This is a genomic window from Vibrio lentus (assembly GCF_030409755.1).
Taxonomy (GTDB): Bacteria; Pseudomonadota; Gammaproteobacteria; order Enterobacterales; family Vibrionaceae; genus Vibrio; species Vibrio lentus.
In genome coordinates this window covers 1,800,761-1,826,842 of record NZ_JAUFQE010000002.1, presented here as the reverse complement: position 1 = coordinate 1,826,842, position 26,082 = coordinate 1,800,761, and the positions used below count along the sequence as shown (strand labels likewise).

Annotated in this window: 21 protein-coding genes and 1 riboswitch; of the genes, 10 read left to right on the top strand and 11 right to left on the bottom strand. The window is 42.9% G+C overall.

What is annotated here, in order from left to right:
* Positions 1 to 127 precede the first annotated feature (127 nt).
* Positions 128 to 2,203 carry an ATP-dependent DNA helicase DinG gene (dinG, locus tag QWZ07_RS16545; protein WP_192852879.1) on the bottom strand — a complete coding sequence of 692 codons (2,076 nt, stop codon included), beginning with the start codon at positions 2,201 to 2,203 and terminating at the stop codon, positions 128 to 130.
* A 514-nt stretch (positions 2,204 to 2,717) separates the two neighbouring features.
* Between dinG and QWZ07_RS16540 the strand changes: the two genes are divergently transcribed.
* Positions 2,718 to 3,719, top strand: a complete 1,002-nt coding sequence (locus tag QWZ07_RS16540; protein WP_102326452.1) for a porin family protein — start codon at positions 2,718 to 2,720, stop codon at positions 3,717 to 3,719.
* Between the two features lie 132 nt (positions 3,720 to 3,851).
* Here the strand turns inward: QWZ07_RS16540 and QWZ07_RS16535 are convergent, their stop codons facing one another.
* The gene (locus QWZ07_RS16535; protein WP_192852880.1) at positions 3,852 to 4,580 is read right to left on the bottom strand and encodes a pseudouridine synthase; all 729 of its coding nucleotides are present in this window, start codon (positions 4,578 to 4,580) and stop codon (positions 3,852 to 3,854) included.
* 321 nt (positions 4,581 to 4,901) lie between these two features.
* On the opposite strand from QWZ07_RS16535, the gene QWZ07_RS16530 reads away from it, so the two are divergent.
* A complete protein-coding gene (locus tag QWZ07_RS16530; protein WP_192852881.1) occupies positions 4,902 to 7,127 on the top strand; it encodes an NADP-dependent isocitrate dehydrogenase in 2,226 nt (741 codons plus the stop codon).
* A 316-nt stretch (positions 7,128 to 7,443) separates the two neighbouring features.
* On the opposite strand, the gene cspD is transcribed toward QWZ07_RS16530, so the two are convergent.
* Positions 7,444 to 7,665, bottom strand: a complete 222-nt coding sequence (gene cspD / locus QWZ07_RS16525; protein ID WP_017105782.1) for a cold shock domain-containing protein CspD — start codon at positions 7,663 to 7,665, stop codon at positions 7,444 to 7,446.
* A 568-nt stretch (positions 7,666 to 8,233) separates the two neighbouring features.
* Between cspD and clpS the strand changes: the two genes are divergently transcribed.
* Together clpS and clpA are read left to right on the top strand one after the other, a co-directional pair.
* The gene (gene clpS / locus QWZ07_RS16520; protein WP_017105781.1) at positions 8,234 to 8,554 is read left to right on the top strand and encodes an ATP-dependent Clp protease adapter ClpS; all 321 of its coding nucleotides are present in this window, start codon (positions 8,234 to 8,236) and stop codon (positions 8,552 to 8,554) included.
* Between the two features lie 39 nt (positions 8,555 to 8,593).
* Entirely contained in the window at positions 8,594 to 10,867 is a 2,274-nt protein-coding gene (gene clpA, locus QWZ07_RS16515; RefSeq protein WP_017105780.1) for an ATP-dependent Clp protease ATP-binding subunit ClpA, read from the top strand.
* Between the two features lie 366 nt (positions 10,868 to 11,233).
* Here clpA and infA read toward each other — a convergent pair whose 3' ends face one another.
* From infA to aat, 3 genes are all read right to left on the bottom strand, one after another.
* On the bottom strand, positions 11,234 to 11,452 hold the full coding sequence (gene infA, locus QWZ07_RS16510; RefSeq protein ID WP_001040192.1) for a translation initiation factor IF-1: 219 nt from the start codon (positions 11,450 to 11,452) through the stop codon (positions 11,234 to 11,236).
* Positions 11,453 to 11,533: 81 nt separating this feature from the next.
* Positions 11,534 to 12,232 carry an arginyltransferase gene (locus tag QWZ07_RS16505; protein ID WP_192852882.1) on the bottom strand — a complete coding sequence of 233 codons (699 nt, stop codon included), beginning with the start codon at positions 12,230 to 12,232 and terminating at the stop codon, positions 11,534 to 11,536.
* The gene (gene aat / locus QWZ07_RS16500) at positions 12,229 to 12,942 is read right to left on the bottom strand and encodes a leucyl/phenylalanyl-tRNA--protein transferase (protein ID WP_192852883.1); all 714 of its coding nucleotides are present in this window, start codon (positions 12,940 to 12,942) and stop codon (positions 12,229 to 12,231) included. Before aat ends, QWZ07_RS16505 begins: the two co-directional genes overlap by 4 nt.
* Positions 12,943 to 12,995: 53 nt before the next feature.
* On the opposite strand from aat, the gene QWZ07_RS16495 reads away from it, so the two are divergent.
* The gene (locus QWZ07_RS16495) at positions 12,996 to 13,451 is read left to right on the top strand and encodes an outer membrane lipoprotein (protein ID WP_017105777.1); all 456 of its coding nucleotides are present in this window, start codon (positions 12,996 to 12,998) and stop codon (positions 13,449 to 13,451) included.
* 162 nt (positions 13,452 to 13,613) lie between these two features.
* A complete protein-coding gene (gene aroA / locus QWZ07_RS16490; protein WP_192852884.1) occupies positions 13,614 to 14,894 on the top strand; it encodes a 3-phosphoshikimate 1-carboxyvinyltransferase in 1,281 nt (426 codons plus the stop codon).
* Positions 14,895 to 14,956: 62 nt separating this feature from the next.
* Here the strand turns inward: aroA and QWZ07_RS16485 are convergent, their stop codons facing one another.
* Positions 14,957 to 15,202 (bottom strand): YciN family protein, encoded by a 246-nt coding sequence (locus QWZ07_RS16485; RefSeq protein ID WP_017105775.1) that lies wholly within the window; start codon positions 15,200 to 15,202, stop codon positions 14,957 to 14,959.
* 440 nt (positions 15,203 to 15,642) lie between these two features.
* Between QWZ07_RS16485 and topA the strand changes: the two genes are divergently transcribed.
* The 4 genes from topA (at position 15,643) to QWZ07_RS16465 (ending at position 22,554) form a co-directional block, all read left to right on the top strand.
* Positions 15,643 to 18,273 carry a type I DNA topoisomerase gene (topA, locus tag QWZ07_RS16480; RefSeq protein ID WP_102295208.1) on the top strand — a complete coding sequence of 877 codons (2,631 nt, stop codon included), beginning with the start codon at positions 15,643 to 15,645 and terminating at the stop codon, positions 18,271 to 18,273.
* A 524-nt stretch (positions 18,274 to 18,797) separates the two neighbouring features.
* Complete coding sequence (glgC, locus tag QWZ07_RS16475; RefSeq protein WP_076668920.1) at positions 18,798 to 20,027, top strand: glucose-1-phosphate adenylyltransferase; 1,230 nt, start codon at positions 18,798 to 18,800, stop codon at positions 20,025 to 20,027.
* Positions 20,017 to 21,471: a glycogen synthase GlgA gene (glgA, locus tag QWZ07_RS16470; RefSeq protein WP_192852885.1), complete on the top strand. Its 1,455-nt coding sequence runs from the start codon at positions 20,017 to 20,019 to the stop codon at positions 21,469 to 21,471. Before glgC ends, glgA begins: the two co-directional genes overlap by 11 nt.
* 285 nt (positions 21,472 to 21,756) lie before the next feature.
* Positions 21,757 to 22,554 carry an alpha/beta fold hydrolase gene (locus QWZ07_RS16465; protein WP_192852886.1) on the top strand — a complete coding sequence of 266 codons (798 nt, stop codon included), beginning with the start codon at positions 21,757 to 21,759 and terminating at the stop codon, positions 22,552 to 22,554.
* A 107-nt stretch (positions 22,555 to 22,661) separates the two neighbouring features.
* Here QWZ07_RS16465 and QWZ07_RS16460 read toward each other — a convergent pair whose 3' ends face one another.
* From QWZ07_RS16460 to purR, 4 genes are all read right to left on the bottom strand, one after another.
* Positions 22,662 to 22,979 carry a putative signal transducing protein gene (locus QWZ07_RS16460; protein ID WP_017111051.1) on the bottom strand — a complete coding sequence of 106 codons (318 nt, stop codon included), beginning with the start codon at positions 22,977 to 22,979 and terminating at the stop codon, positions 22,662 to 22,664.
* A gap of 63 nt (positions 22,980 to 23,042) precedes the next feature.
* Entirely contained in the window at positions 23,043 to 23,723 is a 681-nt protein-coding gene (locus QWZ07_RS16455) for a TVP38/TMEM64 family protein (RefSeq protein WP_065111049.1), read from the bottom strand.
* A 133-nt stretch (positions 23,724 to 23,856) separates the two neighbouring features.
* Positions 23,857 to 24,447, bottom strand: coding sequence for a TfoX/Sxy family DNA transformation protein (locus tag QWZ07_RS16450; protein WP_017105768.1), 591 nt, complete (start codon positions 24,445 to 24,447; stop codon positions 23,857 to 23,859).
* 127 nt (positions 24,448 to 24,574) lie between these two features.
* Positions 24,575 to 24,660: riboswitch (cyclic di-GMP riboswitch) on the bottom strand.
* Between the two features lie 170 nt (positions 24,661 to 24,830).
* Positions 24,831 to 25,835 (bottom strand): HTH-type transcriptional repressor PurR, encoded by a 1,005-nt coding sequence (gene purR, locus QWZ07_RS16445; RefSeq protein WP_192852887.1) that lies wholly within the window; start codon positions 25,833 to 25,835, stop codon positions 24,831 to 24,833.
* Positions 25,836 to 26,082 lie beyond the last annotated feature (247 nt).

Genomic DNA, 26,082 nt, shown 5'->3' with positions numbered 1-26,082 from the left:
AATAGCTATTGTTCTCGTTATGTGCTGGTAGGGCAGCAGCATGCGTAACCTTTGGGTTAGCCATGCACAGTTGTGAATGCAAAGGTCAAGCGATGGTAGACCCAGAGCCACCGATACGATGGCTAAATTAGTATTTTATTGTTCTTTTAAAAGGCGGTAACGAGTCGAGTAAGGATTTCCCGTATCGCTTCGTCACTATGCGCCGATCAAGGATCGTGACTTTACCAGAATCTCTTTCTTTTCGCAGTAACCGTCCGACAGATTGAATAAGCTTTTTACTCGCTTCAGGAACGGTAATCTGCATGAATGGATTACCGCCTCTTGATTCGATATATTCAGAGTGCGCTTGTTCAACCGGTGAGGTTGGTACCCCAAATGGGATTTTTGTGATGACCAGATTTTCAAGTAGCTCACCTGGTAAATCAAGACCCTCAGAAAAGCTGCCAGTTCCAAATAGAACGCTTGTTTTACCTTGATCTATTAGCTTTTTATGTTTTTTTAGGATTTCAGTACGTGAAGTATCACCTTGAACCTGTAAAGCCCATGATTTTTTAACGAAATCTGTTGCCAAAGCTTCGGCAACTTTGTTCATTTGCCAGTAAGAAGAGAATAGAACGAGATTGGCTTTGTTGTCTTCTATTACCTTAGGCAAAATTTCAATAAGATATTCAGTAAACTGAGGCGCCTGTGGCTCATACTTCATTGCAGGAACGATCAGCTCTGCTTGGTTTTGGTAATCGAATGGTGATGCCAATGCTAAAAACTGTACACCATCCTCTTCTTTCTGGCTGATACCGGCTTGATGACAGAAAAAACCGAAGGAGTTAAGCGCTCTCATTGTCGCTGAAACGAGCACAGCACCGACACAGCGACTCCAAATCTGCTGGTCTAACTGCCAACCAACTTCTAACGGAGAGACATTGACAACAAAGTCCCCTTCGCTTTCTTTGCTCAATTCAAGCCAACGCGCCAAAGGCGCACCTTTTTGGCGTTTAGGCTCAGCCATTAAACGCCAAACTTGAGCAAGATTTTCTGTTCTTTGTATATAGAAGCCTATTTCAGCCAGCGCAGGTTCTGCTAACTTTGCCGAAAGCTCTCCATCTTTTACACGCTCTGCGATAAGGTCAGCGATTTTGGCTACGGCTTGGCTTGTCTTTTGAGTCAACTGTTTCAGATCTTTCGATTCGCTTTCCAACCATTCCGGCAAGTCGCCGTGTTCGAAACGATACAGGCCGTCTTCAAAGTAGCTAGCATCAAATTGTTTGCTCATTTGAGTCAGAGTCGGAACCAGCTGTTGAACAGAGTCTTGCAGTTCATTTCTAAATCTATGTACTCGCTTTTCATCAGCCAGACCCGATAACTTAGTGATGGATTGATTCAGACGCTCTAACCACGCTGCCGCTCCTTTTAAGCTTGCAGCAGCGGAGGAATGGTCTCTTGCGACGTGCGGTAAGTGGTGAGCTTCGTCAAATATATAGATGCTATTTTCTGGTTCTGGAAGTATCACACCGCCGCCAAGGTCAGCATCAGCCATGACCAAACTGTGATTGGCAATAATCACATCGACTTTATCCAGCTCCGAGCGTGCTTTCTGGAAAGGACAATCTCGATGAGTCGGCATACTGTTGTTACAGCTGTGCTTATCGCTCACGATCATTTGCCAAATCATATTGTCGATTGGTTTAGGCCATGAGTCTCTATCCCCGTCCCATTTACCTTGAGCCAAACTACGATACATGGTTTGAAGCTGTTCGATGTCTTTCTTCTTTGGCTTAGAGTCGAACATCGCCATTTGTCCACCATCAACCCCACAAGCGGCGGCTAACTTCTCGGTACAACAATAACGCTGTCTACCTTTGGCGAGTATAAAAGAGAACTCTCTATCAGTAAGTCTTCTATATAGAGGGAGGTCTTTATTTACGAGCTGTTCTTGAAGCGCAACCGTCGCTGTTGAAATGACGATTTTTCGATTATTGAGCACAGCGACAGGAATCGTTGCCATGAGATAGGCGAGTGATTTTCCGATCCCTGTTCCTGCTTCAGCTACGATCATGCGATTACTTTTATGGTATTGACCACAAAGTGTCTTCGCAATTTCGGCAACAAGGTAATTTTGAGCACGTCTAGGTACAAAGTTGTCCAACTGATCTTGGAGGTTTTGATAACTGGTGCGAATGGATTTTTGAATTTTAGTAGTTAGCATACTGTGACCTACGTAACGGAGCGAGGATAGTAGCACATATCACTAGCCGGTACATTTACGGCAAAATAGCTTGCTTTTGAATCAAAGGTAGATCTCGTTCACAAAAAAAAACTGAACCATCAGGAACTTAACGATTTTATTTATCTTGCGAAATATAAATATTAAAAAAGACTTAGCTACAGGTGTTAAGTTCTGATTTTTAGTTGTTACCCATCCTTTTTTTGGTGTTAAGTTCTGTATTGTTCTTTTTTAGGATTATTATATTTCCTGATAAAACTAAGGATAAGTTGCTCGTAAAATGATGAAAAAAAATGTAAGTGTTTGATTTTTATATTCTTGTGTTTTTTTTAGGTCTGTTTTTAGTTTATTTGACACGCAGGATAATCTTTTGCAATCTAGACCTCGAAATTTAGTGACGGTGATTAACCAACAAAGAGTGGTAATGACCAGTCATAAAAAATAAAAGGGAACCGGGCAAGGATCTCCCATTCTTAGAAAAGGCAGTGGATTTATTATGAAAAAGACTCTATTAGCGCTAGCTATCGCAGCGGTATCAACTTCTGCATTCGCAGTTGAAACAAGTTCTCAAAACTCTAAGCCAGTTTTTGAATTTGATGACATGCATAAAGACCAGTTCTCTGTATCTGGTGCATGGGGTGTTGGTGGTTACTACGACACAGGTACTAAAGCATTCTACGATGATTGGGCTACTGGTCTAACTCTAGCTATTAGCTACAAAAACAACCGTTGGGTTGGTTACTTTGAAACAGACCTAGAGCTAAACTACAGCTCTGATGAGCAAAAAGTTGATATCCAATCTGGTCCTTCTACTGACGTAGATAAAGCATGGTTAGGTTTCACTACTGACGCAGGCGTTATCTCTCTTGGTTGGGAAAACGATACAGCTCTAGATAAAGTAGATGGCGCTGGTGACTTCACGTACGAATTTGGTGCTTCAGCTGGTGATGCTTCTGATGGCTTCAACGTAGCTAAATTCCAAGGTGCTACTTCTGGTATCGCTTACGGTATCTCTGTTTTTGATACTGATGATAACCGTGATAAAGGCGAAATGGGCTACAATGGTTACATCGGTGTAGAACAAGAGATGTTTAACATCTACGCTGGTTACGAAGCACGTGAAGACTCTGATTACACAGTAACTTCTGTTTCTGGTAACGTAACTCTAGATAAACTAAAACTAGGTCTTAACGCTTGGATTGATGATGGTAAAGTTGGCGTTGAAAACAACACAACTGACCTTAAACTAACAGGTTTCTATGCTTCTGCTGGTTACGCTCTAACTGAACAGCTTACTCTTGCTGCTGGTTACGCAACTAACACAACAGAGTCTAACGTTACTTCTGATATCGATCAGTCTTACATGAACGTTGCTGCTATGTACACTCTCAGCGACAAAGTTGACATGGGTATTGATATCAAACAAGAGCTAGATTCAGGCTCTTCAAGCGTTGACGAAGAAACTCACGTATTCGCAGCTGCTTACTACTACTTCTAATTGTTTAACTTTTAGTTAAGTAAAGCTGTAAAAGCCAGTCTTATGACTGGCTTTTTTGTGCCTAAAATTTATCAACGCATATAAAAATGGCCGTTATACAGCGGCCATTTCTCTACTTGTCGAATTATTACTCTAAATTTCTTTCCACTCACCAGGCTGAAGTTGCCCCACATTCATACTGCCCATCGAGTAACGAATAAGACGCAGGGTAGGGAAGCCGATATTTGCTGTCATTCGTCTTACCTGACGGTTACGCCCTTCAATGATAGTAATCGCTAACCATGTTGTCGGTATTGCGGCTCTGAAACGCACGGGAGGGGTTCTTTCCCACACTACAGGTTCAGACATCACTTCAATTTGAGCAGGCAGTGTCATGCCGTCTTTTAGTTCTACGCCTTTTCTCAATTTATCTAAATCTTCCTCAGAAGGTGCGCCTTCAACCTGCACCCAGTAAGTCTTCGGTGACTTTGAGTTTGGTTGAGTCAATTTGGCTTGGAAGATTCCATCGTTGGTCAATACCATTAAACCTTCGCTGTCACGGTCGAGTCGTCCGGCAGCATAAACATCTTTAACCGGAATGAAGTCGGCGAGTGTTTTCCTGCCTTCACCATCAGTGAATTGACTGAGGGTGTCGAAAGGCTTGTTGAATAAGATTACTTTGCGATCTTCAAGTGATACTTTGGGTTTTGCGCTAGTAGGCTTGCCTTTGTATCGGTGTTTACTTGAGTGCGGTTTCTTGTGCGAATTGCCAGTGTTATTTTTATCACTGCCGCGGCTTGGTCTATTACCGTTTTGTTTTAATGTGGTACCAGAACGAGCTGGTTTGTCTGAGCTAGATGCGCCTCGAGAGCGAGTAGACATGTTAACTACCTTGCAAAAATGTAAACGAAGTGTGCTGAAAAGTTTTCACTGAAACGGAATTGAGCTATCATTTGCGCGCCTAAAAGACACAAAATAGAACAAGTTGATGGACTCTTAAGCCTGATTTGTTTAATTATACCTTCGTGTTTTATTATAACAACGCACTCACGGATTTGGTTCATGCTGTCATCAAGATTGTATGAAAAATAAGATAGAGTACGACTATCGAGTAAGCAGTTTTCACTCTTTGAGTGGCTTACTGGTCAATTTATAACATGCTCACTACTTTAAATGAGCTTGTAAGAACTATAGGGAAATTTCATGCCTACTGAAAAACCAACGATCATCTATACCATTACAGACGAAGCTCCGGCGCTAGCAACTTACTCTCTGCTACCAATCATTCAATCTTTTACAGCTTCTTCTGGTATTAACGTTGATACTCGCGACATTTCACTTGCAGGGCGCATTATTGCCAACTTCCCTGACTATTTGAACGAAGAGCAACGTATTGGTGATGCACTAGCAGAATTAGGTGAATTGGCTAAGACACCAGAAGCGAACATTATCAAGCTTCCAAACATCTCTGCATCTGTACCTCAGCTTCAAGCAACGATTAAAGAGTTACAGTCAAAAGGTTACGCACTTCCTAATTATCCAGAAGAAGCAAATACTGACGAAGAGAAAGCCGTTAAAGCGACTTACGACAAAATCAAAGGCAGTGCAGTAAACCCTGTGCTACGTGAAGGTAACTCGGATCGTCGTGCTCCACTTTCTGTTAAGAATTACGCGAAGAAAAATCCACACTCAATGGGTGCATGGTCTGCAGATTCTAAGTCGCACGTTTCAAGTATGGACGACAAAGACTTCTTCGGTAGCGAAAAGTCAGTAACGATTGAAGGTGCTACAGAAGTGAGCATTGAATTCGTAGGTAAAGATGGCGCGAAGAAAACACTGAAGCCTGCTTTTGCACTGCAAGATAAAGAGATCATCGATGCTTCAGTAATGAACAAAGCTGCTTTGGTTGCATTCTTTGAAAAAGAGATCGTATCAGCAAAAGAGCAAGGTGTACTGCTTTCTCTTCACATGAAAGCGACGATGATGAAAGTATCTGACCCTGTGATTTTTGGTCACGCGGTTAAGGTTTACTACAAAGACGTATTCGCTAAACACGGTGAGCTATTCGAAGAACTCGGTGTTGATGTTAACAACGGCATCGGCGATGTATACGCAAAAATAGCTGCGCTTCCTCAAGATCAGAAAGAAGCGATCGAAGCTGACCTACAAGCGGTATACGAGACTCAACCACCACTAGCGATGGTAGATTCAGACCGCGGTATTACCAACCTACACGTACCAAGCGATATCATTGTTGATGCATCTATGCCTGCAATGCTGCGTTCTTCAGGTCAAATGTGGGATCCAGAAGGTAAACAAAAAGATACTAAAGCTATGATCCCAGATCGCAGCTACGCAAGCATCTACCAAGCGGTTATTGATTTCTGTAAAGAGAACGGCGCTTTCGATCCAACAACGATGGGTAGCGTACCAAACGTTGGCCTGATGGCTCAAAAAGCGGAAGAGTACGGCTCTCACGACAAGACTTTCATCCTAGAAGCTGCTGGTCAGGTTCAAGTGGTTGACGCTTCTGGTTCTGTTCTTCTTGAGCAAGACGTAGAGGAAGGCGATATCTTCCGTATGTGTCAGGTTAAAGATGCACCAATTCAAGACTGGGTTAAGCTTGCTGTAACTCGCGCACGTGCTGCGGGTGTTCCTGCGGTATTCTGGTTAGATGCAGCTCGAGCACACGACGCTCAGCTTATTAAGAAAGTAGAAGCTTATCTTCCTGAGTACGATACAGATGGTCTTGAAATTAAGATCCTTGCTCCACTTGAAGCAACTCAATACTCTCTGGTTCGTATCAAAGAAGGTCTAGATACTATTTCTGTTACAGGTAACGTATTACGTGATTACCTAACTGATTTGTTCCCAATTCTAGAGCTTGGTACGTCAGCTAAAATGCTGTCGATTGTTCCACTAATGAATGGCGGCGGTCTGTTTGAAACAGGTGCTGGCGGTTCTGCGCCTAAGCACGTGCAACAAGTAGAGAAAGAAAACCATCTGCGTTGGGATTCTTTAGGTGAATTCTTGGCATTAGCGGCATCTTTAGAGCACCTAAGCGTTGTCACTGGTAATGCTAAGGCACAAGTTCTCGCTGATGCGCTTGATAAAGCGACGGGTGAATTCCTAGACAAAAACAAATCGCCTTCACGTCGAGTCGGTGAGCTTGATAACCGTGGTAGCCACTACTACCTAGCAACATACTGGGCTAAAGCACTTGCTGAGCAAACGGTTGATGCCGACCTAGCTGCTGAGTTTGCAGGTGTTGCAAGTCAACTGGCTGAAAGCGAAGAAGCGATTGTTGCTGAGCTAAACAACGCTCAAGGTCCAGCAGGTGATTTAGGGGGTTATTACCTACTTGATGATGCACTAGTTTCAACGCTAATGCGCCCGAGTGCTACATTGAACGCATTCATTGACGCATAGTGATTAGACTCACCGTTAGCAAGTCATGAATATGGGTTGCTAACGAGTCGCTTAATCTGACAGTTAAGTCAAAACGAAAGACGCTTTAACGATAACGTTAAAGCGTCTTTTTTTTCATAATGCACTTTTAGACCTTGACCTAGATTGGGGCGTGAACATCCTGGACGAATTGTACAGTGAGTTACTATTTAGCTCCCAGATCGAAAAACCGCTCATTTAATCCTGTATTAAAGGTATCAAATGAGCGGTTTCAATATTCTGCTTACCTGTCAGCCGTTAATTAAGACTGATGAAGGTCACATGATTTGGCAATCGCCTATTTAGCGGCGCTGCCTTCGACAGGAACAACGGAACTAGCATGGGAGCCTTTAGGTCCACTTTCTACTTCATAGTCGACTTGCTGACCCGCTTTTAAGGTTCGATAACCATCCATCTGTATTGTGGAGTAATGGGCAAAAATATCGCCGTCTTCACCTTCTGGACAAATAAAGCCAAACCCTTTGGCGTTGTTAAACCATTTTACTGTACCTGTAGCCATGCTATACATCCCTCATGCATTTTGTTACTAACGTTGTTATATCAATTGTCGTAAGTGCGATTGATATCATTCTTACCAGCTAACGGATTTCAGCTGATAACTTGAATCTCGTACATTGCTTACGGAAATTAACGCTACCTTGCGTAATAATTCCTTGTTGTTGCATTTTTTTGCTTATTGTTAAGGTTGCTTAAGAAAAACCTTTTAGCACCAATGTAGCTAATGATTGAGCGCAGTCAATAGTAAATTGGTATAAAAGTGATCAATTTTAATAACAAATCACATTCGAGATTAACCACAAACTATTAACTAAATAGTAACTTAGTGGTGATCTTATGGTCAGCGTCAATAGTAATGGTGTCTTTTTAATCAATAACATATGTTAATTCTGTTAATAGAGATCTTTTATTTGCAGCGATGGAAATGGTGGATTAGGCTCAGTATAGAGGAATATTTTTTGGTACTGTTTCTTGGTGCAGTTTCTTAGTACACCGTAAAGCGTGAATGTGGTAGATTTGAGTTAAGTAAGCACTCACGAATTCCGAAAAATAACCTTAGCAAAGCTGATATGAGCAGAAACTTCGAATGGGCAGCTCCAGGCTCAGATTTACTGGAGAAAGAAGCAACAAAAGTAAAGCCACCGGCTATGTATAACGTTGTATTGAACAACGATGATTACACGCCAATGGATTTTGTCATCGAGATCCTCGAGCGGTTTTTCTCACTAGATATCGAACAAGCAACGGAAGTGATGCTCAAGGTTCATTATGAAGGTAAAGCTATTTGCGGCACATACAGTGCTGAAATAGCCGAAACAAAGGTAGCGCAGGTAAGGATGTACTCAAAGGAAAATGAGCATCCGCTACTATGTACAATGGAGCAAGTATAAATTGCTCGAACAACACTGTTGTTCCCTTAGGAGGTACTTATGCTAAATAAAGAATTAGAGTCGAGTTTAAATGGCGCATTTGCTCGTGCGCGAGACAAGCGACATGAATTTATGACTGTCGAACACCTCCTACTAGCATTATTAGAAAATGATGCGGCCAAGGAAGCGCTCCAAGCTTGTCAGGCTGATCTCGATGCTCTTCGTAATGAGCTCGATATTTTTATTGATCAAACAACCCCGCTTATCCCAGAAAACGATGAAACTCGAGAAACCCAGCCAACACTGAGCTTTCAACGAGTACTTCAGCGCGCGGTTTTTCATGTCCAATCTTCAGGTCGCAGTGAAGTAACAGGTGCAAACGTGCTTGTGGCTATTTTTAGTGAGCAAGAATCTCATGCGGCATACCTACTGAAGAAAAACGACATCAGTCGCTTAGACATCGTTAACTTCATTTCGCACGGCATTACCAAAGCAAGCAACGAAGGCGACAGTGCTTCATCGCCTGATTCATTCGGTGGTGCAGAAAATGCTGAAGAAGCAAATTCTGAAGACCGTCTAGAAAACTTTGCAACCAATCTTAATGAAGTGGCTAAGCAAGGTAATATTGACCCACTCATCGGTCGTGACAAAGAGCTTGAGCGAACGGTTCAAGTATTGTGTCGTCGTCGTAAAAATAACCCTTTGTTAGTGGGTGAAGCGGGTGTAGGTAAAACGGCCATTGCAGAAGGTCTTGCATGGCGTATCGTTGAAGGGCAGGTGCCTGAAATCATTCAGAGCAGCGTGATTTACTCTTTAGATATTGGTTCACTGCTTGCAGGTACTAAATATCGTGGTGACTTTGAGAAGCGCTTTAAAGCCATTCTTAAGCAACTGGAAAAAGAAGAAGACGCTATCTTGTTCATCGACGAAATTCACACCATCATTGGTGCGGGTGCTGCGTCGGGTGGACAAGTTGATGCTGCAAACTTAATTAAACCGCTACTAAGCAGTGGTAAATTACGTTGTATCGGTTCAACCACTTACCAAGAGTACAGCAGTATTTTTGAGAAGGAACGTGCGTTATCTCGTCGCTTCCAAAAAATCGATATTGTTGAACCATCACTTGATGACACGACCAAGATTCTGATTGGCTTGAAGCCAAAATACGAAGCTCACCATGAAGTGCGTTACACAAATAAAGCGTTACGTGCCGCTGTGGAGCTGTCTGCTAAGTATATTAATGAACGTCACCTTCCAGATAAGGCGATTGACGTTATTGATGAAGCAGGTGCTCGTAGTCGTTTAGCTCCAGCAAGTCGTCGTAAGAAGACAGTGAGCGTGGCTGATATCGAGTCGATGGTTGCGAAAATGGCTCGTATTCCTGAAAAGTCAGTATCATCTTCAGACAAAGATACGCTGCAGAAACTGGATGACCGCATGAAAATGTTGGTATTCGGACAAGATCCAGCGATCGATGTATTGAGCGAAGCGATCAAGCTGACTCGTGCAGGATTAGGAGCAGACAATAAACCTGTTGGTTCATTCCTATTTGCTGGTCCTACTGGTGTGGGTAAAACTGAGGTGACGGTTCAGCTTTCTAAACTGATGGGTATTGAGCTGCTACGTTTTGATATGTCTGAATACGGTGAACGTCACTCTGTGAGCCGTCTGATTGGTGCTCCTCCTGGTTATGTAGGATACGATCAAGGTGGTCTACTCACTGATGCAGTAATCAAGAACCCGCACTCTGTTGTGTTACTTGATGAGATCGAGAAGGCTCACCCAGATATCTTTAACTTGTTATTACAAGTGATGGATAACGGTACTTTGACGGACAACAACGGTCGCAAAGCGGATTTTCGTAATGTGATCTTAGTCATGACAACCAACGCAGGTGTCGCGGAAACCGAGAAGAAATCGATCGGTCTGATCCAACAAGATCATGCGCCAGATGCAATGGGTGAGATTAAGAAGGTCTTCACTCCGGAGTTCCGTAACCGTCTTGATAATATCATTTGGTTCAACAGTTTAGACCCAAGTGTAATCAGCCAAGTTGTCGATAAGTTTATTGTAGAGCTTCAGGTTCAACTGGACGCACGTGGTGTTTCTTTAGAAGTGTCTGAAGATGCTCGTCACTGGTTAGCACATCTAGGCTATGACAAGACCATGGGCGCACGTCCTATGGGCCGAGTTATTCAAGAGAAGCTTAAGAAGCCGCTTGCGAATGAATTGTTGTTCGGTAGTTTGGTCGACGGCGGTACTGTGAAAGTGTCTCTGAAGAAAGATGAATTGGACTTTGTTTACGTAGGTGCCAAAGAAGAAGTGATGCACTAAGAGCTAGAGGCTAGCTAGTAGCTAACTATTATTAGTCACTAACGAAGAGTAGACGCACTTAAACGCAATACTTTGATAAAAACGCATGACTTCGGTTGTGCGTTTTTTTGTATCTGGGTGCTTGAAAAGACAGCTAGAAATGCGCGTAGATGCGACTAGAGCGTAATAATGAGTATTTACTTGGCGATATAGAGTTGGGGTTAAACATTGAAGGGTGAGGCTTTAGCTGAGCGTGACGCGGGTTAGGGACTCTACCATAGGAAATAGAGTGACTTATAAAGCGATTAGCGAATCTATTTGCCTTTGTATAGGCGGTAAAAAACGGAGCATAGAGCTCCGTTTTTTATCGTATTCGATAATTAAAAATTAACGAGCACGGAAGACGATGCGGCCTTTAGAAAGGTCGTATGGAGTCATCTCAACAGTTACTTTATCACCAGTAAGAATACGGATGTAGTTCTTACGCATTTTACCAGAGATGTGTGCTGTCACTACGTGACCATTTTCAAGCTCAACACGGAACATCGTGTTTGGTAGAGTATCAAGGACAGTGCCTTGCATCTCGATTACGTCTTCTTTAGCCATCTAATCCTCTTTCGAAACTTGGCGGTTTTCAACGGCTTGATTGTGCCGTTAAAATCAAAATATGTAAAGTTGTCGCGTATTCTACCCTTGCCACCGTTGATTTACTAGCCTTTGATGACGTTGAAATCGTACTTTATAGTTCATAACAGGACATTCATCGATTTGATAACCCAAATATAGCCATTGTTTTTGCTCTTTTTGCGCGTGTTGAATCTGGAACAAAACGCTTAAGGTTCCCATAGAGATATCGATGTCAGGGTCGAAGAAGGTATAAAACGCGCTGGTGCAGTGAGACATAACATCGGTAACAGCGATGCCGACCAACTGGTTCTCATTGTAGATGTGCATGTATTGTGTAGTAAGCCACTCGTTTTTGGAGAACTGTAGGAACTCTTCCTTCTTTGGAGGATACATGGTTCCGGATTGATGACGAGCGGTAATGTATCGGCTGTATAAATCAAACCAGTTGTCATCCATCGTGTCTTTAAATTCCCAGTGGAATGACTTGGCTTTGTTCAGGATTCGTCGCTGGCTTTTTGAAAACTTTATTTCAGGGATGGAAAGGCGAATAGCCTGACAAGCTGAGCAATTGTCACAATGCGGTTTGTAGATTGTGCTGCCACTGCGACGAAACCCATTCGCAAGCAGTACTTCGTAGTTATCTGCTGTGTGCATAAATTCATCGAGCGTCACTGCTACACGTTCTTGGAGGTGTGGCAGATAGCTGCAAGCATGGTTATCGGTTAATCCAATTCTGATTTGTTGTAAATCTGAACTCATGAAGGCATTCCCTCTAGCCATTGTGCTTCAAAACATCCATCGTCAAGCTGATTTTCTTTGAGTATTTTCAGAGCACTAAGAAACTCATCTCTTTCTACTTCGATAGCGCCTAACGAGTCCAAGTGTGGGTTCATGACTTGGCAATCGATGAGCTTTCCTCCAAATTTCTTAAAGTGTCTGCAGAAATACCATAGCGCAATTTTTGAGGCATTAGTCTTCAAGCTAAACATCGATTCACCACAAAATACCTGACCTCTCTGCAAGCCGTATAGGCCTCCAATCAGCTCATCGTCTTGCCAAACCTCTACCGAGTGACAAAAACCTAATGCTGACAATTCGCGGTAGGCGGTTTGCATGTCTTCGTTTAACCACGTTTCTTCTTGAGGTCTGAGCGATGAACAGTAACCAATCACTTTATCGGTCGCTTGGTTGATGCTAACTCGATAATTGTGCTTTCTTTGAAACTTTTTAAGACTTTTTGACGGTTCGAATGTCTTAGGATTAAATACTGCTCGCGGTGCAGGGCTCCACCAAAGTATAGGCTCCCCAGGCCCATACCATGGAAATATACCTTGGCTATAAGCGTTTAAAATTCGCATCGGTGACAAATCACCCCCAAAGGCGAGCAAGCCATTCGGTTCGTCGAGGGCTTCAAAGGGCGAAGGAAACTCTATACTAGTAGTATCAAGCTCGGTTAGGTATATAGTCATAAGTACCGCATTACAGATTAATCAATGACCAAGAGGTCTTCAGGAGTTTTACCATGAAAAAGTTGCTTTGGATTTTACTTGTTTTACCCATGTTGGCAAATGCAGCTTACAACCGGAACGAAGCTCGCCCTGTTAACGAGGTCGTTTATGGTGAAATTGATACGGTTAGATATATCACGCAACAGGAAATCGTTGAATCGAAAGCGAATGGTTGGGAAACCTTACTAGGCGCGGCGATTGGTGGCTTGATCGGTAACCAATTTGGTGGTGGCACGGGTAAAGAGGTGGCTACGGCCGTTGGTGCTGTCGCTGGGGCGGGCATTGCGCGTAATCGAGGCAACACCCAATATAGAGTTGAATACAAGTTGGTCGAGTTATTGGTCAAAACCAAAGACAATAAGCTGGTCAACATCATTCAAGATGTCGACAATTCTATGTTGTTTAATCGTGGTGATGACGTGCGAATCCTATATTTTTCTGATGGCGTGCGAGTGGATCTAGCATACTAGTATGTAAATACGTTTAGTTGGCGAATTAATAGCCTTTAACGGAGGGATTAGCTCTGGAGTTCATCGGAAAAGTTCGTTAGTCTGCAAGTACGAAGAATTATTCATCACCCGAAAATAAATACGCGCCAGTGGCTTCGGGTGGTACAAGGACTAAAAGATTTAATGGAAAGCCTTACGTTACAACCAATTCAAAAAGTGAGCGGGGAAGTTAACTTACCTGGTTCAAAAAGTGTATCTAACCGTGCACTTCTTTTAGCGGCACTTTCGACTGGAACAACACGCCTAACCAATTTGTTAGACAGTGATGATATCCGCCACATGCTGAATGCTTTGACTCAGTTGGGCGTTGATTATCAATTGTCTGCAGATAAAACCGTCTGTGAAGTAACGGGCGTTGGTGGTGCATTTTCAAGCGACCAAGCTCTTGAGCTTTTCTTAGGTAACGCTGGTACAGCGATGCGTCCATTAGCCGCAGCATTATGCTTAGGCCATGGCGAATATGTACTGACTGGCGAACCTCGAATGAAAGAGCGCCCAATTGGTCATCTAGTCACCGCATTGCGAGCAGCAGGCGCCGATGTAGAATATCTAGAAAACGAAAACTTCCCACCGTTAAAAATTAAGGGTACTGGCCTTAAGAGTGGTACGGTTTCTATTGATGGTTCTATTTCTAGTCAGTTTTTGACGGCATTTTTAATGGCTGCACCTTTAGCTGAAGGCGACGTGACCATTAAAATTGATGGCGAATTAGTTTCAAAACCTTACATCGATATCACGCTACACATTATGAAACAATTTGGTGTGGACGTGATCAATAACGATTATCAAGAGTTCGTGATTCCTACGGGTCAATCGTACTCTGCACCGGGTGACTTCTTAGTTGAAGGCGATGCGTCATCGGCATCTTACTTCCTTGCCGCTGCGGCGATTAAAGGCGGCGAGATTAAAGTCACGGGTATTGGCAAAAACAGTATCCAAGGCGATATTCAATTCGCTGATGCGCTTGAAAAAATGGGTGCTGAAATTGAATGGGGTGATGACTACGTTATCTCTCGCTGTGGCGATCTGAAAGGCATTGATATGGATTACAACCATATTCCAGACGCAGCGATGACTATCGCAACGACAGCCTTATTTGCTAAAGGTACAACGGCCATTCGTAATGTTTACAACTGGCGTGTTAAAGAGACCGATCGCTTAGCGGCGATGGCGACAGAGCTTCGTAAAGTTGGCGCAGAGGTCGAAGAGGGTGAAGATTACATTATCGTTAACCCTGTTGCTGAACTGACACATGCGGCGATAGACACCTATGATGATCACCGTATGGCGATGTGTTTCTCGTTGGTGGCGTTGAGTGATACACCTGTGACCATTAATGATCCAGGTTGTACTTCAAAGACTTTCCCTGACTACTTCGACAAGCTAAAAATGCTGAGCCAATAAAAATATTGAGTGTAGAAAGGTTCAGGAAGTAAAAAAGCTTGCCTAAATGGCAAGCTTTTTCATTATTGCTGAAGCGTAAATTCTTTTGAAAGATGGTGCGCTAAGTATTTAAACATGTTAAATACTGCGGTTGTATTCTCTGTTGGCAATCCGTTGCTGTCTAAGAAGTATTCACCCTTAAAGACGAGTACGTCGTCTTTTTCTACTACGCTGTTTGTGCGCATGCCTTCAATGTAGTCATCATGTGATTGGATAATTTGGTTTGCGATAAGCAGTAAATCAAATTCTGCTATTACTTTCTTTGTCATGAGTTCATCTCTGATAACTGAATATATCGTTGAGTTTATTGTGTAGAACTAGAAATTCAATGATTTCACAACCGAATAAGAGAGTCTTTTCGAATCTCCATCATTTATTTTGTGATTTATGACAAAAATAATTGAATGGGGCTCGCGTTAGATTCGCGGACAAGCTTAGTATGACCGCGTTTATACGTAATGCCTGATGAATAGGCTCTTGCAAGTATTCTTCGTGAGTACTTTATCGCTTTTTTACATTGTGACCCTTTTATCCGCTGAGTCGTCGATTTGTCGACCGATCAGATCCAATTTTGAAAAAAGCGGTTGATCTTCTAGTAATCTCGCACAATAGTAAAAAAAGAAGCAATGAATTTAGAATATCATGCGTAAAAGCCCACAAGTTAAATTGTTGGTGCTGAAGCATCGTGATTAAGGACGTTAGAGTCAATATGGGTAAATCGCTAGTTATAGTGGAGTCGCCGGCCAAGGCTAAAACCATCAATAAATATCTTGGCAAAGACTTTGTCGTTAAGTCGAGTGTAGGTCACGTACGTGATTTACCAACGGCAGGTCAAAGCACTGGTAAAAAGGCTACTGCAGTTTCAACCAAGGGTATGAGCCCAGAAGATAAAGCTCGTATCAAGAAAGAAAAAGATCGCAAAGCGCTTATTAAAAAGATGGGTATCAACCCATATAATGAGTGGGAAGCGAACTACCAAATTCTACCAGGTAAAGAAAAAGTCGTTGCTGAATTGCAAAAACTGGCTGAGAACGCAGACCATGTTTATCTCGCAACCGATTTGGATCGCGAAGGAGAAGCTATCGCATGGCACCTTCGTGAGATCATCGGTGGCGATGAAACGCGATACAAACGAGTGGTTTTTAACGAAATTACTAAAAATGCTATTCAGCAAGCTTTCGAAACTCCAGGTGAGCTAAACATCGATGGCGTAAACGCACAGCAAGCACGACGTTTTATGGACCGTGTTGTGGGCTTTATGGTGTCACCTCTGCTTTGGAAAAAAGTAGCACGAGGCTTATCCGCTGGCCGTGTTCAATCTGTAGCTGTAAAACTACTGGTTGAGCGTGAGCGCGAGATCAACGCCTTTATCCCTGAAGAGTTCTGGGATGTGCATGCTGATACTAAAACGACGGATAAAACAGATTTCAGACTGCAAGTTGCACAGAAAGATGGTGTTGCTTTCAGACCGGTAAACGAAGCGCAAACTTTAGCTGCCGTCAGTGTATTAGACAAAGCTCAATACGAAGTATGTAAACGCGAAGACCGCCCAACGAAGAGTAAGCCGTCTGCCCCTTACATCACGTCAACGTTGCAACAAGCTGCGAGTACGCGTCTTGGCTACGGCGTAAAGAAAACCATGATGTTGGCTCAGCGTCTCTATGAGGCGGGTTACATCACTTATATGCGTACTGACTCGACTAACTTGAGTTCAGAGGCTGTAGAGGCCGCACGTGAATACATCGGTTCTGAGTTTGGTGCGCAATATTTGCCAGCTAAAGCACTTGTTTACGGTAGCAAAGAGGGCGCACAAGAAGCCCACGAAGCGATTCGTCCTTCAAGCGTTGATGTGAAGTCTGAAGACTTAAATGGTGTTGATGCTGATGCTCACAAACTTTACTCGCTGATTTGGAATCAATTCGTCGCGTGTCAAATGACGCCAGCGCAATACGATTCAACAACAGTAAGTGTTAAAGCGGATGAGTACACGCTGAAAGCGAAAGGTCGTATCCTTAAATTTGATGGTTGGACTCGTGTTCAACGTCCAATGGGTAAGAATGAAGATACTATTCTTCCTGCGGTTCAAATCGGCGATAAGCTTGACCTGATTGCTCTAGACCCTAAACAGCACTTCACTAAGCCACCAGCACGTTTCACGGAAGCTGCATTGGTTAAAGAACTAGAGAAGCGTGGTATTGGTCGTCCGTCAACCTACGCGTCAATCATCTCGACGATTCAAGACCGTGGCTATGTGAAAGTTGAACAGCGTCGTTTCTATGCTGAAAAAATGGGTGAAATTGTTACTGACCGTCTAGATGGCAGCTTCAATGACCTAATGAACTATGACTTTACAGCTCGTATGGAGCAAAAGTTAGACCAAATCGCAGAAGGTGAAGCGAGCTGGAAAGGCGTTCTAGATAACTTCTTCACAGACTTTACTGGCGACCTAGAGCAAGCGGATCTCGATGAAGATGCGGGTGGCATGAAGCCAAACCATATCGTTGAAACCGATATTGAGTGTCCAACTTGTAGCCGTAAAATGGGTATTCGTACTGCTTCAACAGGCGTATTCCTTGGTTGTTCTGGTTATGCGCTTCCACCAAAAGAACGTTGTAAGACAACGATCAACCTTGGTGATGAAGAAGGCATAATCAACGTTCTAGAAGAAGACGTTGAAACCGCAGCACTTCGAGCTAAAAAGCGTTGTCCTATCTGTGAAACGGCAATGGATGCTTATCTGATTGACGATAAGCGTAAGATGCACGTATGTGGTAACAACCCTAACTGTGAAGGTTATGTGGTTGAACACGGCGAGTTCAAAGTGAAGGGCTATGATGGTCCACTTGTTGAGTGTGACAAGTGTGGTTCTGACATGGTTCTTAAAAATGGCCGTTTTGGTAAATACATGGATTGTACGAGTGAAGATTGTAAAAACACTCGTAAGATTCTGAAAAACGGCGAAGTTGCGCCACCTAAAGAAGACCCTGTGCACTTCCCTGAGCTCCCATGTGAAAACTCAGACGCGTACTTTGTTCTTCGTGATGGTGCTTCTGGCTTGTTTATGGCGGCGAGTAATTTCCCTAAATCACGTGAAACTCGTGCACCATTGGTGGAAGAGCTTGTTCGTTTTAAAGACCGTATTTCACCTAAATTCCAATACCTAGCATCAGCACCTGCTGCTGATCCAGATGGTAAGCCAGCAGTAGTTCGCTTTAGTCGTAAGACCAAAGAGAACTATGTTCGAACTGAAGTAGACGGAAAACCTTCTGGTTGGACCGCTTTGTATATCGACGGCAAATGGGAAGTAACGGATAAACGTAAGAAGCCCAAAGAAAAGTAATTGAACTTTATTGATCAAAAAAGCAGCCATTAGGCTGCTTTTTTTTGATCTAAACATGAGTAAATATGCAACTGTATGAGTTACTGTCTCACTTGTGGAGATTTATTAAATTCGCAGGGTGAAATAAATTAAAAAATTTATATTATCTTCTTATGAAACTTTAACGAGAATGTAACTTAATTAAAATATTGTAAGTCACAGATCAGTGTTTAGTTGTATACCTGATGTGTGCCGGGTGTTAATGTAATGTTTCGCTCAGGCGGTGTAATGTGAGCTGCTTTAAGTCTTAGGAAAGCAATAAGCTTGCGTAACACAGAATGGCGTATTAAAAATTGAAATCGACAGGAAAGTCGATAACGTATATCAAACCAAGTGCAAAGAATAGTGCACACATAACAACGTTTGGCTTAGGATACTGTCACTGTATGTGAATAGATATTCGTTAAGTACCGAAACAAGTGTTAGTGCTCATCCCCCAGAGGAAGATACCTCTACGAGTACTGACATCGACAAGCTATAAATATATGGAGAATAAAATGGCTGGTGTATTGGGAATGATTCTTGCTGGTGGTGAAGGCTCTCGCTTAAGACCTTTAACTGAATCTCGCAGCAAACCCTCGGTTCCTTTCGGTGGTAGCTACCGCTTAATTGATTTCGCTTTGAACAACTTCGTTAATGCTGATCTGATGAAGATCTATGTATTAACACAATTCAAGTCACAATCACTGTTCCACCATATGAAAAAAGGTTGGAATATCAGTGGCATAACAGATCGCTTCATTGACCCTATTCCTGCGCAAATGCGTAAAGGGAAGCGTTGGTACGAAGGTACAGCAGATGCTATCTACCAAAACATGGGCTTTATGGAGTTGGAAGAACCTGATCAAGTCTGTATTTTTGGTTCTGACCATATCTACAAAATGGACATCAAGCAGATGCTTGATTTCCATAAAGAGAAAAAAGCAGCGCTAACCGTTTCTGCACTGCGCATGCCGCTTGCTGAAGCATCAGAATTCGGTGTTATCGAGGTTGATGCTGAAGGCCGCATGATTGGCTTTGAAGAGAAACCTGCAAATCCGAAGCCGATTCCAGGCGATCCTGAATCTGCGCTCGTTTCAATGGGCAACTACGTGTTCGAAGCAAAAGAGCTATTTGCCGAACTAACAGAAGATGCAGATAAGCCTGATTCTACTCACGATTTCGGTAAAGATATTATTCCAAACATGTTCCCACGTGGTGATGTGTTTGTTTATGACTTCAGCACCAACCGCATTACCGGTGAAAAAGAAGAAGTTTACTGGCGCGATGTAGGTACGATTGACGCGTACTGGCAAGCTCATATGGACCTTCTTAAGAAAGATGCGCCATTCTCGCTATACAACCGCAAATGGCCTCTACACACTTATTATCCGCCACTGCCACCAGCTACCTTTACTGACTCGGCAAATGGTCGAATTCAGATCATTGATAGCCTTGTGTGTAGCGGTAGTTATGTTCGTGGTTCGCGCATTGAAAAGAGTGTGTTGGGTTTCCGCAGCAATATCGCATCAGCGTGTGATATCAGCGAGAGTATCTTACTTGGTGATGTGAAGGTTGGCGAAGGTTGTATACTACGTCGCGTTATCATTGATAAAGATGCCGACATTGCACCAGGCACTCAGATTGGTGTAAACCTGACAGAAGATAAAAAGCATTACCACGTATCTGACGATGGTGTAGTCGTGATTTCTAAAGGAGCACGAGTTGGTTACTAAGACTCTCTCGGTACTTTTTGTAGCGTCTGAAGTTGAAGGCTTAATTAAAAGTGGTGGCTTGGCTGATGTAGCCAAGGCACTGCCTAAAGCGTTACAAACACTCGAACAAGACGTTCGAGTGACCATCCCCGCTTATCGAAACATCCCAAACATTGATTCAGCAGAAGTCATCTTGGCTACCGAGCTGGATCATTGGCCTCACACCGCTTATCAAGTTAAGAAATTGAGCGTCGAAGGTGTTCAAGTTTTTGGTATTGAATGTGCCAAGTATTTCGAACGCCCTGAAATGTACGCTGAAAATAATCACGCTTATACCGATAACGGAGAGCGTTTCTCGTTCTTTAGTGCTGCGTGTTTGGATATGCTTCCTAAACTTGGCTTTCAGCCCGATATCGTTCATGCCAATGATTGGCACACGGGTTTTGTTCCCTTCTTGCTTAAGTCTCGTTATCAACAACACGACTTTTTTAAAAACACACGCAGCGTAATCTCTATTCACAATGCCGTTTTTAAAGGCGTGTTTTCTTACGAAGAGTTGCAGTCTTTGCCTGAAATGCACAGCCATAATGTTCCTGAAGCTGCCGTAAGTGATACTCACGTGACGATGCTGAAAGCGGGTGTGTTGTGTGCTGATAAAGTGAATGCAGTTAGCCCAACTTATGCACAAGAGTTGAAGACGGAATTAGGTAGCCATGGTATGGCAGCTGAATTCCAACACAGATCTAACGACCTGTTTGGTATTTTGAATGGCTGTGATTACGGTGCCTGGAACCCGGAAACGGATGCTTTCCTACCTCGTAAATACAAAGCGACCAAACACAGCATGGTTCGTGGGAAATCAGCTTGTAAGCAAAAACTGCAACAAGATGTTGGCCTACCAGTCACCGATTGTGCGGTTTATGGCATGGTTTGTCGTCTGACTAATCAGAAAGGTGTTCACTACTTACTGCCTATCATCGAACAGTTCTTGAAGAACGACTTGCAGATTGTGATTGTGGGTACTGGTGATCCGGTTTTAGCGAGTCAGCTAAAAGAGTTGTCGGCACTTCACTCAAACAAGTTCTCGTTTGTTGAAGCGTATAACAACGAATTAGCACACTTGGTTGAAGCGGGCTCTGATTTCTTCTTGATGCCTTCTGAATTTGAGCCTTGTGGCTTAAACCAAATCTACAGCATGGCTTACGGTACTTTACCAATTGTTCGTTCTGTCGGTGGTTTAAAAGACAGCGTGAATGATTACGATCAGGATCCTGAGATCGCAACTGGATTTGCGTTTGATGAACCGACACCACAAGCGTTACTGGCTGTGTTACATCGTTCATTGCTGCTTTACGCACAAAACCCATCTGAAATTAAGCGTGTTCAACTTTATGCCATGCAGCAAGATTTTAGTTGGGAAGATGCGGCAAAAGAGTATCTTGCAATGTACCATTCGGCACTTTAACTCGCTGAAATAGTTTTAAAATTAAGCTGACAGCTAGTAATAGTTTGTAATGAAAGAAGGCGCTCTGAGACTAGAGTGCCTTTTTGTTTTTTGGTCAGAACACATCACGTTTACGAAGACAAAACTTGCAAACTCATTTTAGTCAGGTAGAAAAGGAGGGCAGGTATTCACATGACTAATGTTAGGTTTGACACTATTATCACTTAATCTGCTCAATAGCGTGATATCCTTAGCCATCGCCTCACCATGAGGCATAGCTCCATTATTATAATTAAAGCGATAGGTATGTCTGAGAGTTTATTATTTCATAAAACATTTACTCACCCTACGAGCGATGAGTGGGTTGTGTTTGTGCATGGCGCGGGGGGAAGCTCCTCTATTTGGTTCAAACAGATCAAAGCGTATAAACAACATTTCAACTTGCTTCTCATTGATCTTAGAGGGCATGGTAAGTCAGACAGCATACTTAAAGGCCTGATTACGAACCGCTATACGTTCAAATCGGTCACGCTCGATATCCTTAAAGTTCTTGATCATCTAAAAATCCGTTCAGCGCATTTCGTTGGTATGTCTCTCGGGACGATTATTGTTCGCAACGTAGCGGAATTAGCGGCAGGGCGCGTGCGTTCAATGGTACTCGGTGGTGCAGTGACTAAGCTCAATACTCGCTCTCAAGTACTAATAAAGCTGGGTAATTTAAGCAAGCACATCATTCCATACATGTGGCTATACAGCCTTTTTGCTTATGTTGTTATGCCGCAGAAAAGCCAAAAAGAATCTCGCCATCTATTTATCCGCGAAGCCAAAAAACTGTGTCAAAAAGAATTTAAACGTTGGTTCATCCTTACCGCTGATGTGAACCCTCTAATGAAATACTTCAAAGATAGAGAGTTGCCGATCCCGACTCTTTATTTGATGGGAGAACGTGACTACATGTTCATCAAGCCGGTAAAAGAGATGGTTGAAGCGCACGAGTCGAGTGAGTTAGTGGAAATAGCGAATTGCGGACATGTGTGTAATGTTGAAAACCCTGAAGAGTTCAACCAACGTTCTATCGCGTTTATTCAAAAACAAATCCAATGATCCTCTTGGTTCGCTATCTGAACAAATAAATCGAATTAAATAAAAACGGGAAGCTAATATTAGCTTCCCGTTTTTATTTTAAGGGAGGAGTATCGTTCGTAATGTTCTTACTCTGGTGATGCAGCACCACATTGCCAGCAAGAACCGAATTGCGCTTCGTTGACTTCATGGCACTCACCACAACGCCACTCTTCATAGATGATCGAATCTTGCTGTTTTTGGTAGTCATTGACTATCGTGCGGGCTTTACTGGCCAATTCTGGCTCATATAACCATACGTAAGGGTCAGTTTCCTCAGTGAATGGGATTTCCCCTTTCAAACCGAACAAGCCCTCACCACGGACTTCACACGCAATATTCTCACTTTCTAACAATCCACAGATGATATGGGCTTCTGTAGGATTCGATGCACTGAAGATTTTCATTGAAATAGAACCTTATTCGGCTTTGGGTTTTAGTCAGTTATATACGTTATTCCGCTATACACGTTAGTCAGCCACAGGTGCTGAGCGGAACTTACTCATCAACCATTTAGCAATAATTGGGAATACCCCCAACAAGGCAAATGACAATAGTACTGAAGGAGATACGATACCCGAAAGTGAATCAATTTCTGCGAGTTGAGTACCAGCATTCAAGAAAACCGCAGTACCTGGCAACATCCCTATTTGGCTTGTGATGTAGTAACGAGTTACCGACATTGGGGTTAACCCCATTAACAGGTTGATAAGGAAAAATGGGAAGACAGGAATCAGACGCAGAGAGAATAAGTAAAATGCCCCGTCTTTTTCAACGCCCTTGTTAATCGTTGCTAACTTGTCACCAAACTTGGTTTGGATCCAGTCACGTAACAGGTAGCGGCTACTTAAGAAGGCGAGAGTTGCACCAATAGCACTCGCAAAAGATACCAGCAGTAAACTGTTCCAGAAACCAAACAAGGCAGCGCCTAACAGAGTAACAACCGCAGCGCCAGGAATTGAGAAAGCCGTGATCATGACATAGGCGGCGAAGTAAATTGCAGCAGCGGCAATAAAATTGCTCTCGATGTAGTCATTCAAAACAGCTTGTTGAGCTTTCGCATTCTCAAGTGTTAGGTATTGGCCGAAATTGACGCCTAACAAGACGATCGTTACGACCAATACGATACCCAATATCATTTTCTTACTCATTGATACTTCCTCTAATTTTTCAATGCATACCATTAGTATAGATAGACAGGCAAAGCATAGATTAACTTTCAACAGATATAAAAAAAGCCGCAAGAATGCGGCTTAGTTATGTAGATAGTTTGAACTGACAATATTAATTGACGCGACTGATAAGCTCTTCACGACGTTGCTGCGGTATAACAGACCAATGAGTACCATTGATCGCACCTTCTAGCGCCCAAAGCAGCTCAATGCTGACAGAGGAAGCATGTGATTCCTTGATGGCGTTAAATGCGTTTACAGAGCCAGATTCATATAAACATTCTACAGAATCGATCCCAGCCTTTTTTAACATACGCTCGGTAGCGAGTCGAAGGTTAGGGAGGTCCTTTAATCGAGTTGGCTTAGCAGAAGATTGCTCAGCTTTCTCTTCTTTAGCAAACCCCAAAGACGTCGTAGCAAGCTGCAAGATTTTCTCTTGGTCTTGCCACAAGCCTTCCGGCAATGCGAAATACTTTGTGACGACAGGGAAACCACGTTTTTTGTAGACGTATGGTCGAAACCCTTGTTGCTCGAATTGCTTTGTTGTGTCTTTGTCCGCTCTTATGTGCAGCTGGTCGTTAACAACCAGAGCAAACATAGTGTCATCAGCAAAAAGCCCGAATCCACCAAACATTGAGCGTGATTTTATTTTTCCTAGGGGCTCAAATAATTTCATTGAGTCCTTTAGTATCGGTTTATCCATGTTATCTATCTCGGTGTATTTGAACTACGCCACCAAATAAGCAGGTCCGAGAGATTAGCAAAATGTTGCAATTAAATTGTCAATAAGCCGTAAATTACTAAATTGTTAGTAATTACCGCATTTTGCCATCGGTAACCCCGCTACCATACCAACGAGTGGTTTAGGCCGGAAGCTTTGCGTCTCACTCTTTCGAGTGGTTTGCCCTGTGCGTGACTGACTGAATAGAATAAAGTTTTTGTTGAATGAGGCTCACACCTGATATTTCAAAATGTGATATTGCTTCAATTAATGATCTTGGTGTTATGCAACTGGGTTTATTTTATCTGCTTATAAAAAAAGCGCACTCAAAGGTGCGCTTAATGAAATTAAACTCGATTTATCAATTAATTTAACGTTTTAACTGTGCTTCGCTCAACAATTTCTGGGTGCATTTCGAAGACACGTTTTTCATGATCTTTATCTTTAATGCGCTCTAACAAAATTTCGAATGCATTTTTACCAACACGACGCTTAGGTTGGTGAACCGTCGTCAATGGTGGAGAGAAGTATTCTGCAAGTTCAATGTTGTCGTAACCGATAACCGAAATATCTTCAGGAATACGAATACCTTGCTGTTGCAGGCGACTCATCAGGCCAAGTGCCATAGTGTCGTTAAAACAGAACACAGCGGTAGGGCGATCTTCCATCTGAGCAATTCTATCAGCCGCAAGTACAGCGGTATCACACTCAAAGTTACCTTCAATGATGAGCTTTTCGTCGGTTGCGACCTTCGCTTCATTGAGTGCGCGTTTGTAACCCGCGATGCGTTCTACACATGCTGCTTTGTCTAAGTGGCCACTTAAACAAGCAATCTTTGTGTGACCACGTTCTAGCAGGTACTTGGTTGCTAGATAGCCGCCTTCTTCAGAGTTATCGATGATCTTATCAGCCTGAGAGGTTTCAGGGCCCCAGTCCATGACAACTTTTGGGATATCAGCATGGCGATCTAACATGCCACGAAGTTCTTCTGTTAAGTCGGAACACATAACCAAGATGCCATCTACACGTTTTTCTGCAAGCATTCGTATGTAGTCACGTTGCTTCTCATAGATACCACCCGTGTTACACAGAATCAAAGTGTAACCTTGACGGTAGCAGTAGCTTTCAACACCATCGATCACTTCAGAGAAGAAGAGGTTTGTTGATTGAGTCACTAACATGCCGATAGTACGTGTTGAATTGCATTTCAAGCTACGCGCAACAGCACTTGGTGCGTAGTTTAACTCGTCTACGGCTTTATTTACTTTCTCTTGAGTCGCTTCTGCAACAAAACGTGTCTTGTTGATTACGTGAGAAACGGTGGTAGTTGATACGCCTGCTAAGCGAGCGACATCTTTTATAGTGGCCATGGTTTTATCCTATTAGAAGCTACTTTCCCAAAGTACGGAATAAAGTAGCCGTTAAGCTACCTAACTAAGAGCTTAAATTTGTAGGGCTCTTTGGGGTACTAAAGTGCTAAAAAACAAAAAACCGCTATTGAGCGGCTTGTCTTAACACCGAAATGCTCTGAACTTAAATAAGCATAGCATTTCGTGAATGTTTCATATTTTATCGTTTGCGGTCACAATTTTAGACTGACTAGAAATTACTCGCAAT

Bases quoted from the DNA above. Each gene is read 5' to 3' on its own strand.
- dinG (WP_192852879.1), bottom strand. From the start codon at position 2,203: ATGCTAACTACTAAAATTCAAAAATCCATTCGCACCAGTTATCAAAAC.
- QWZ07_RS16540 (WP_102326452.1), top strand. From the start codon at position 2,718: ATGAAAAAGACTCTATTAGCGCTAGCTATCGCAGCGGTATCAACTTCT.
- QWZ07_RS16535 (WP_192852880.1), bottom strand. From the start codon at position 4,580: ATGTCTACTCGCTCTCGAGGCGCATCTAGCTCAGACAAACCAGCTCGT.
- QWZ07_RS16530 (WP_192852881.1), top strand. From the start codon at position 4,902: ATGCCTACTGAAAAACCAACGATCATCTATACCATTACAGACGAAGCT.
- cspD (WP_017105782.1), bottom strand. From the start codon at position 7,665: ATGGCTACAGGTACAGTAAAATGGTTTAACAACGCCAAAGGGTTTGGC.
- clpS (WP_017105781.1), top strand. From the start codon at position 8,234: ATGAGCAGAAACTTCGAATGGGCAGCTCCAGGCTCAGATTTACTGGAG.
- clpA (WP_017105780.1), top strand. From the start codon at position 8,594: ATGCTAAATAAAGAATTAGAGTCGAGTTTAAATGGCGCATTTGCTCGT.
- infA (WP_001040192.1), bottom strand. From the start codon at position 11,452: ATGGCTAAAGAAGACGTAATCGAGATGCAAGGCACTGTCCTTGATACT.
- QWZ07_RS16505 (WP_192852882.1), bottom strand. From the start codon at position 12,232: ATGAGTTCAGATTTACAACAAATCAGAATTGGATTAACCGATAACCAT.
- aat (WP_192852883.1), bottom strand. From the start codon at position 12,942: ATGACTATATACCTAACCGAGCTTGATACTACTAGTATAGAGTTTCCT.
- QWZ07_RS16495 (WP_017105777.1), top strand. From the start codon at position 12,996: ATGAAAAAGTTGCTTTGGATTTTACTTGTTTTACCCATGTTGGCAAAT.
- aroA (WP_192852884.1), top strand. From the start codon at position 13,614: ATGGAAAGCCTTACGTTACAACCAATTCAAAAAGTGAGCGGGGAAGTT.
- QWZ07_RS16485 (WP_017105775.1), bottom strand. From the start codon at position 15,202: ATGACAAAGAAAGTAATAGCAGAATTTGATTTACTGCTTATCGCAAAC.
- topA (WP_102295208.1), top strand. From the start codon at position 15,643: ATGGGTAAATCGCTAGTTATAGTGGAGTCGCCGGCCAAGGCTAAAACC.
- glgC (WP_076668920.1), top strand. From the start codon at position 18,798: ATGGAGAATAAAATGGCTGGTGTATTGGGAATGATTCTTGCTGGTGGT.
- QWZ07_RS16465 (WP_192852886.1), top strand. From the start codon at position 21,757: ATGTCTGAGAGTTTATTATTTCATAAAACATTTACTCACCCTACGAGC.
- QWZ07_RS16460 (WP_017111051.1), bottom strand. From the start codon at position 22,979: ATGAAAATCTTCAGTGCATCGAATCCTACAGAAGCCCATATCATCTGT.
- QWZ07_RS16455 (WP_065111049.1), bottom strand. From the start codon at position 23,723: ATGAGTAAGAAAATGATATTGGGTATCGTATTGGTCGTAACGATCGTC.
- QWZ07_RS16450 (WP_017105768.1), bottom strand. From the start codon at position 24,447: ATGGATAAACCGATACTAAAGGACTCAATGAAATTATTTGAGCCCCTA.
- purR (WP_192852887.1), bottom strand. From the start codon at position 25,835: ATGGCCACTATAAAAGATGTCGCTCGCTTAGCAGGCGTATCAACTACC.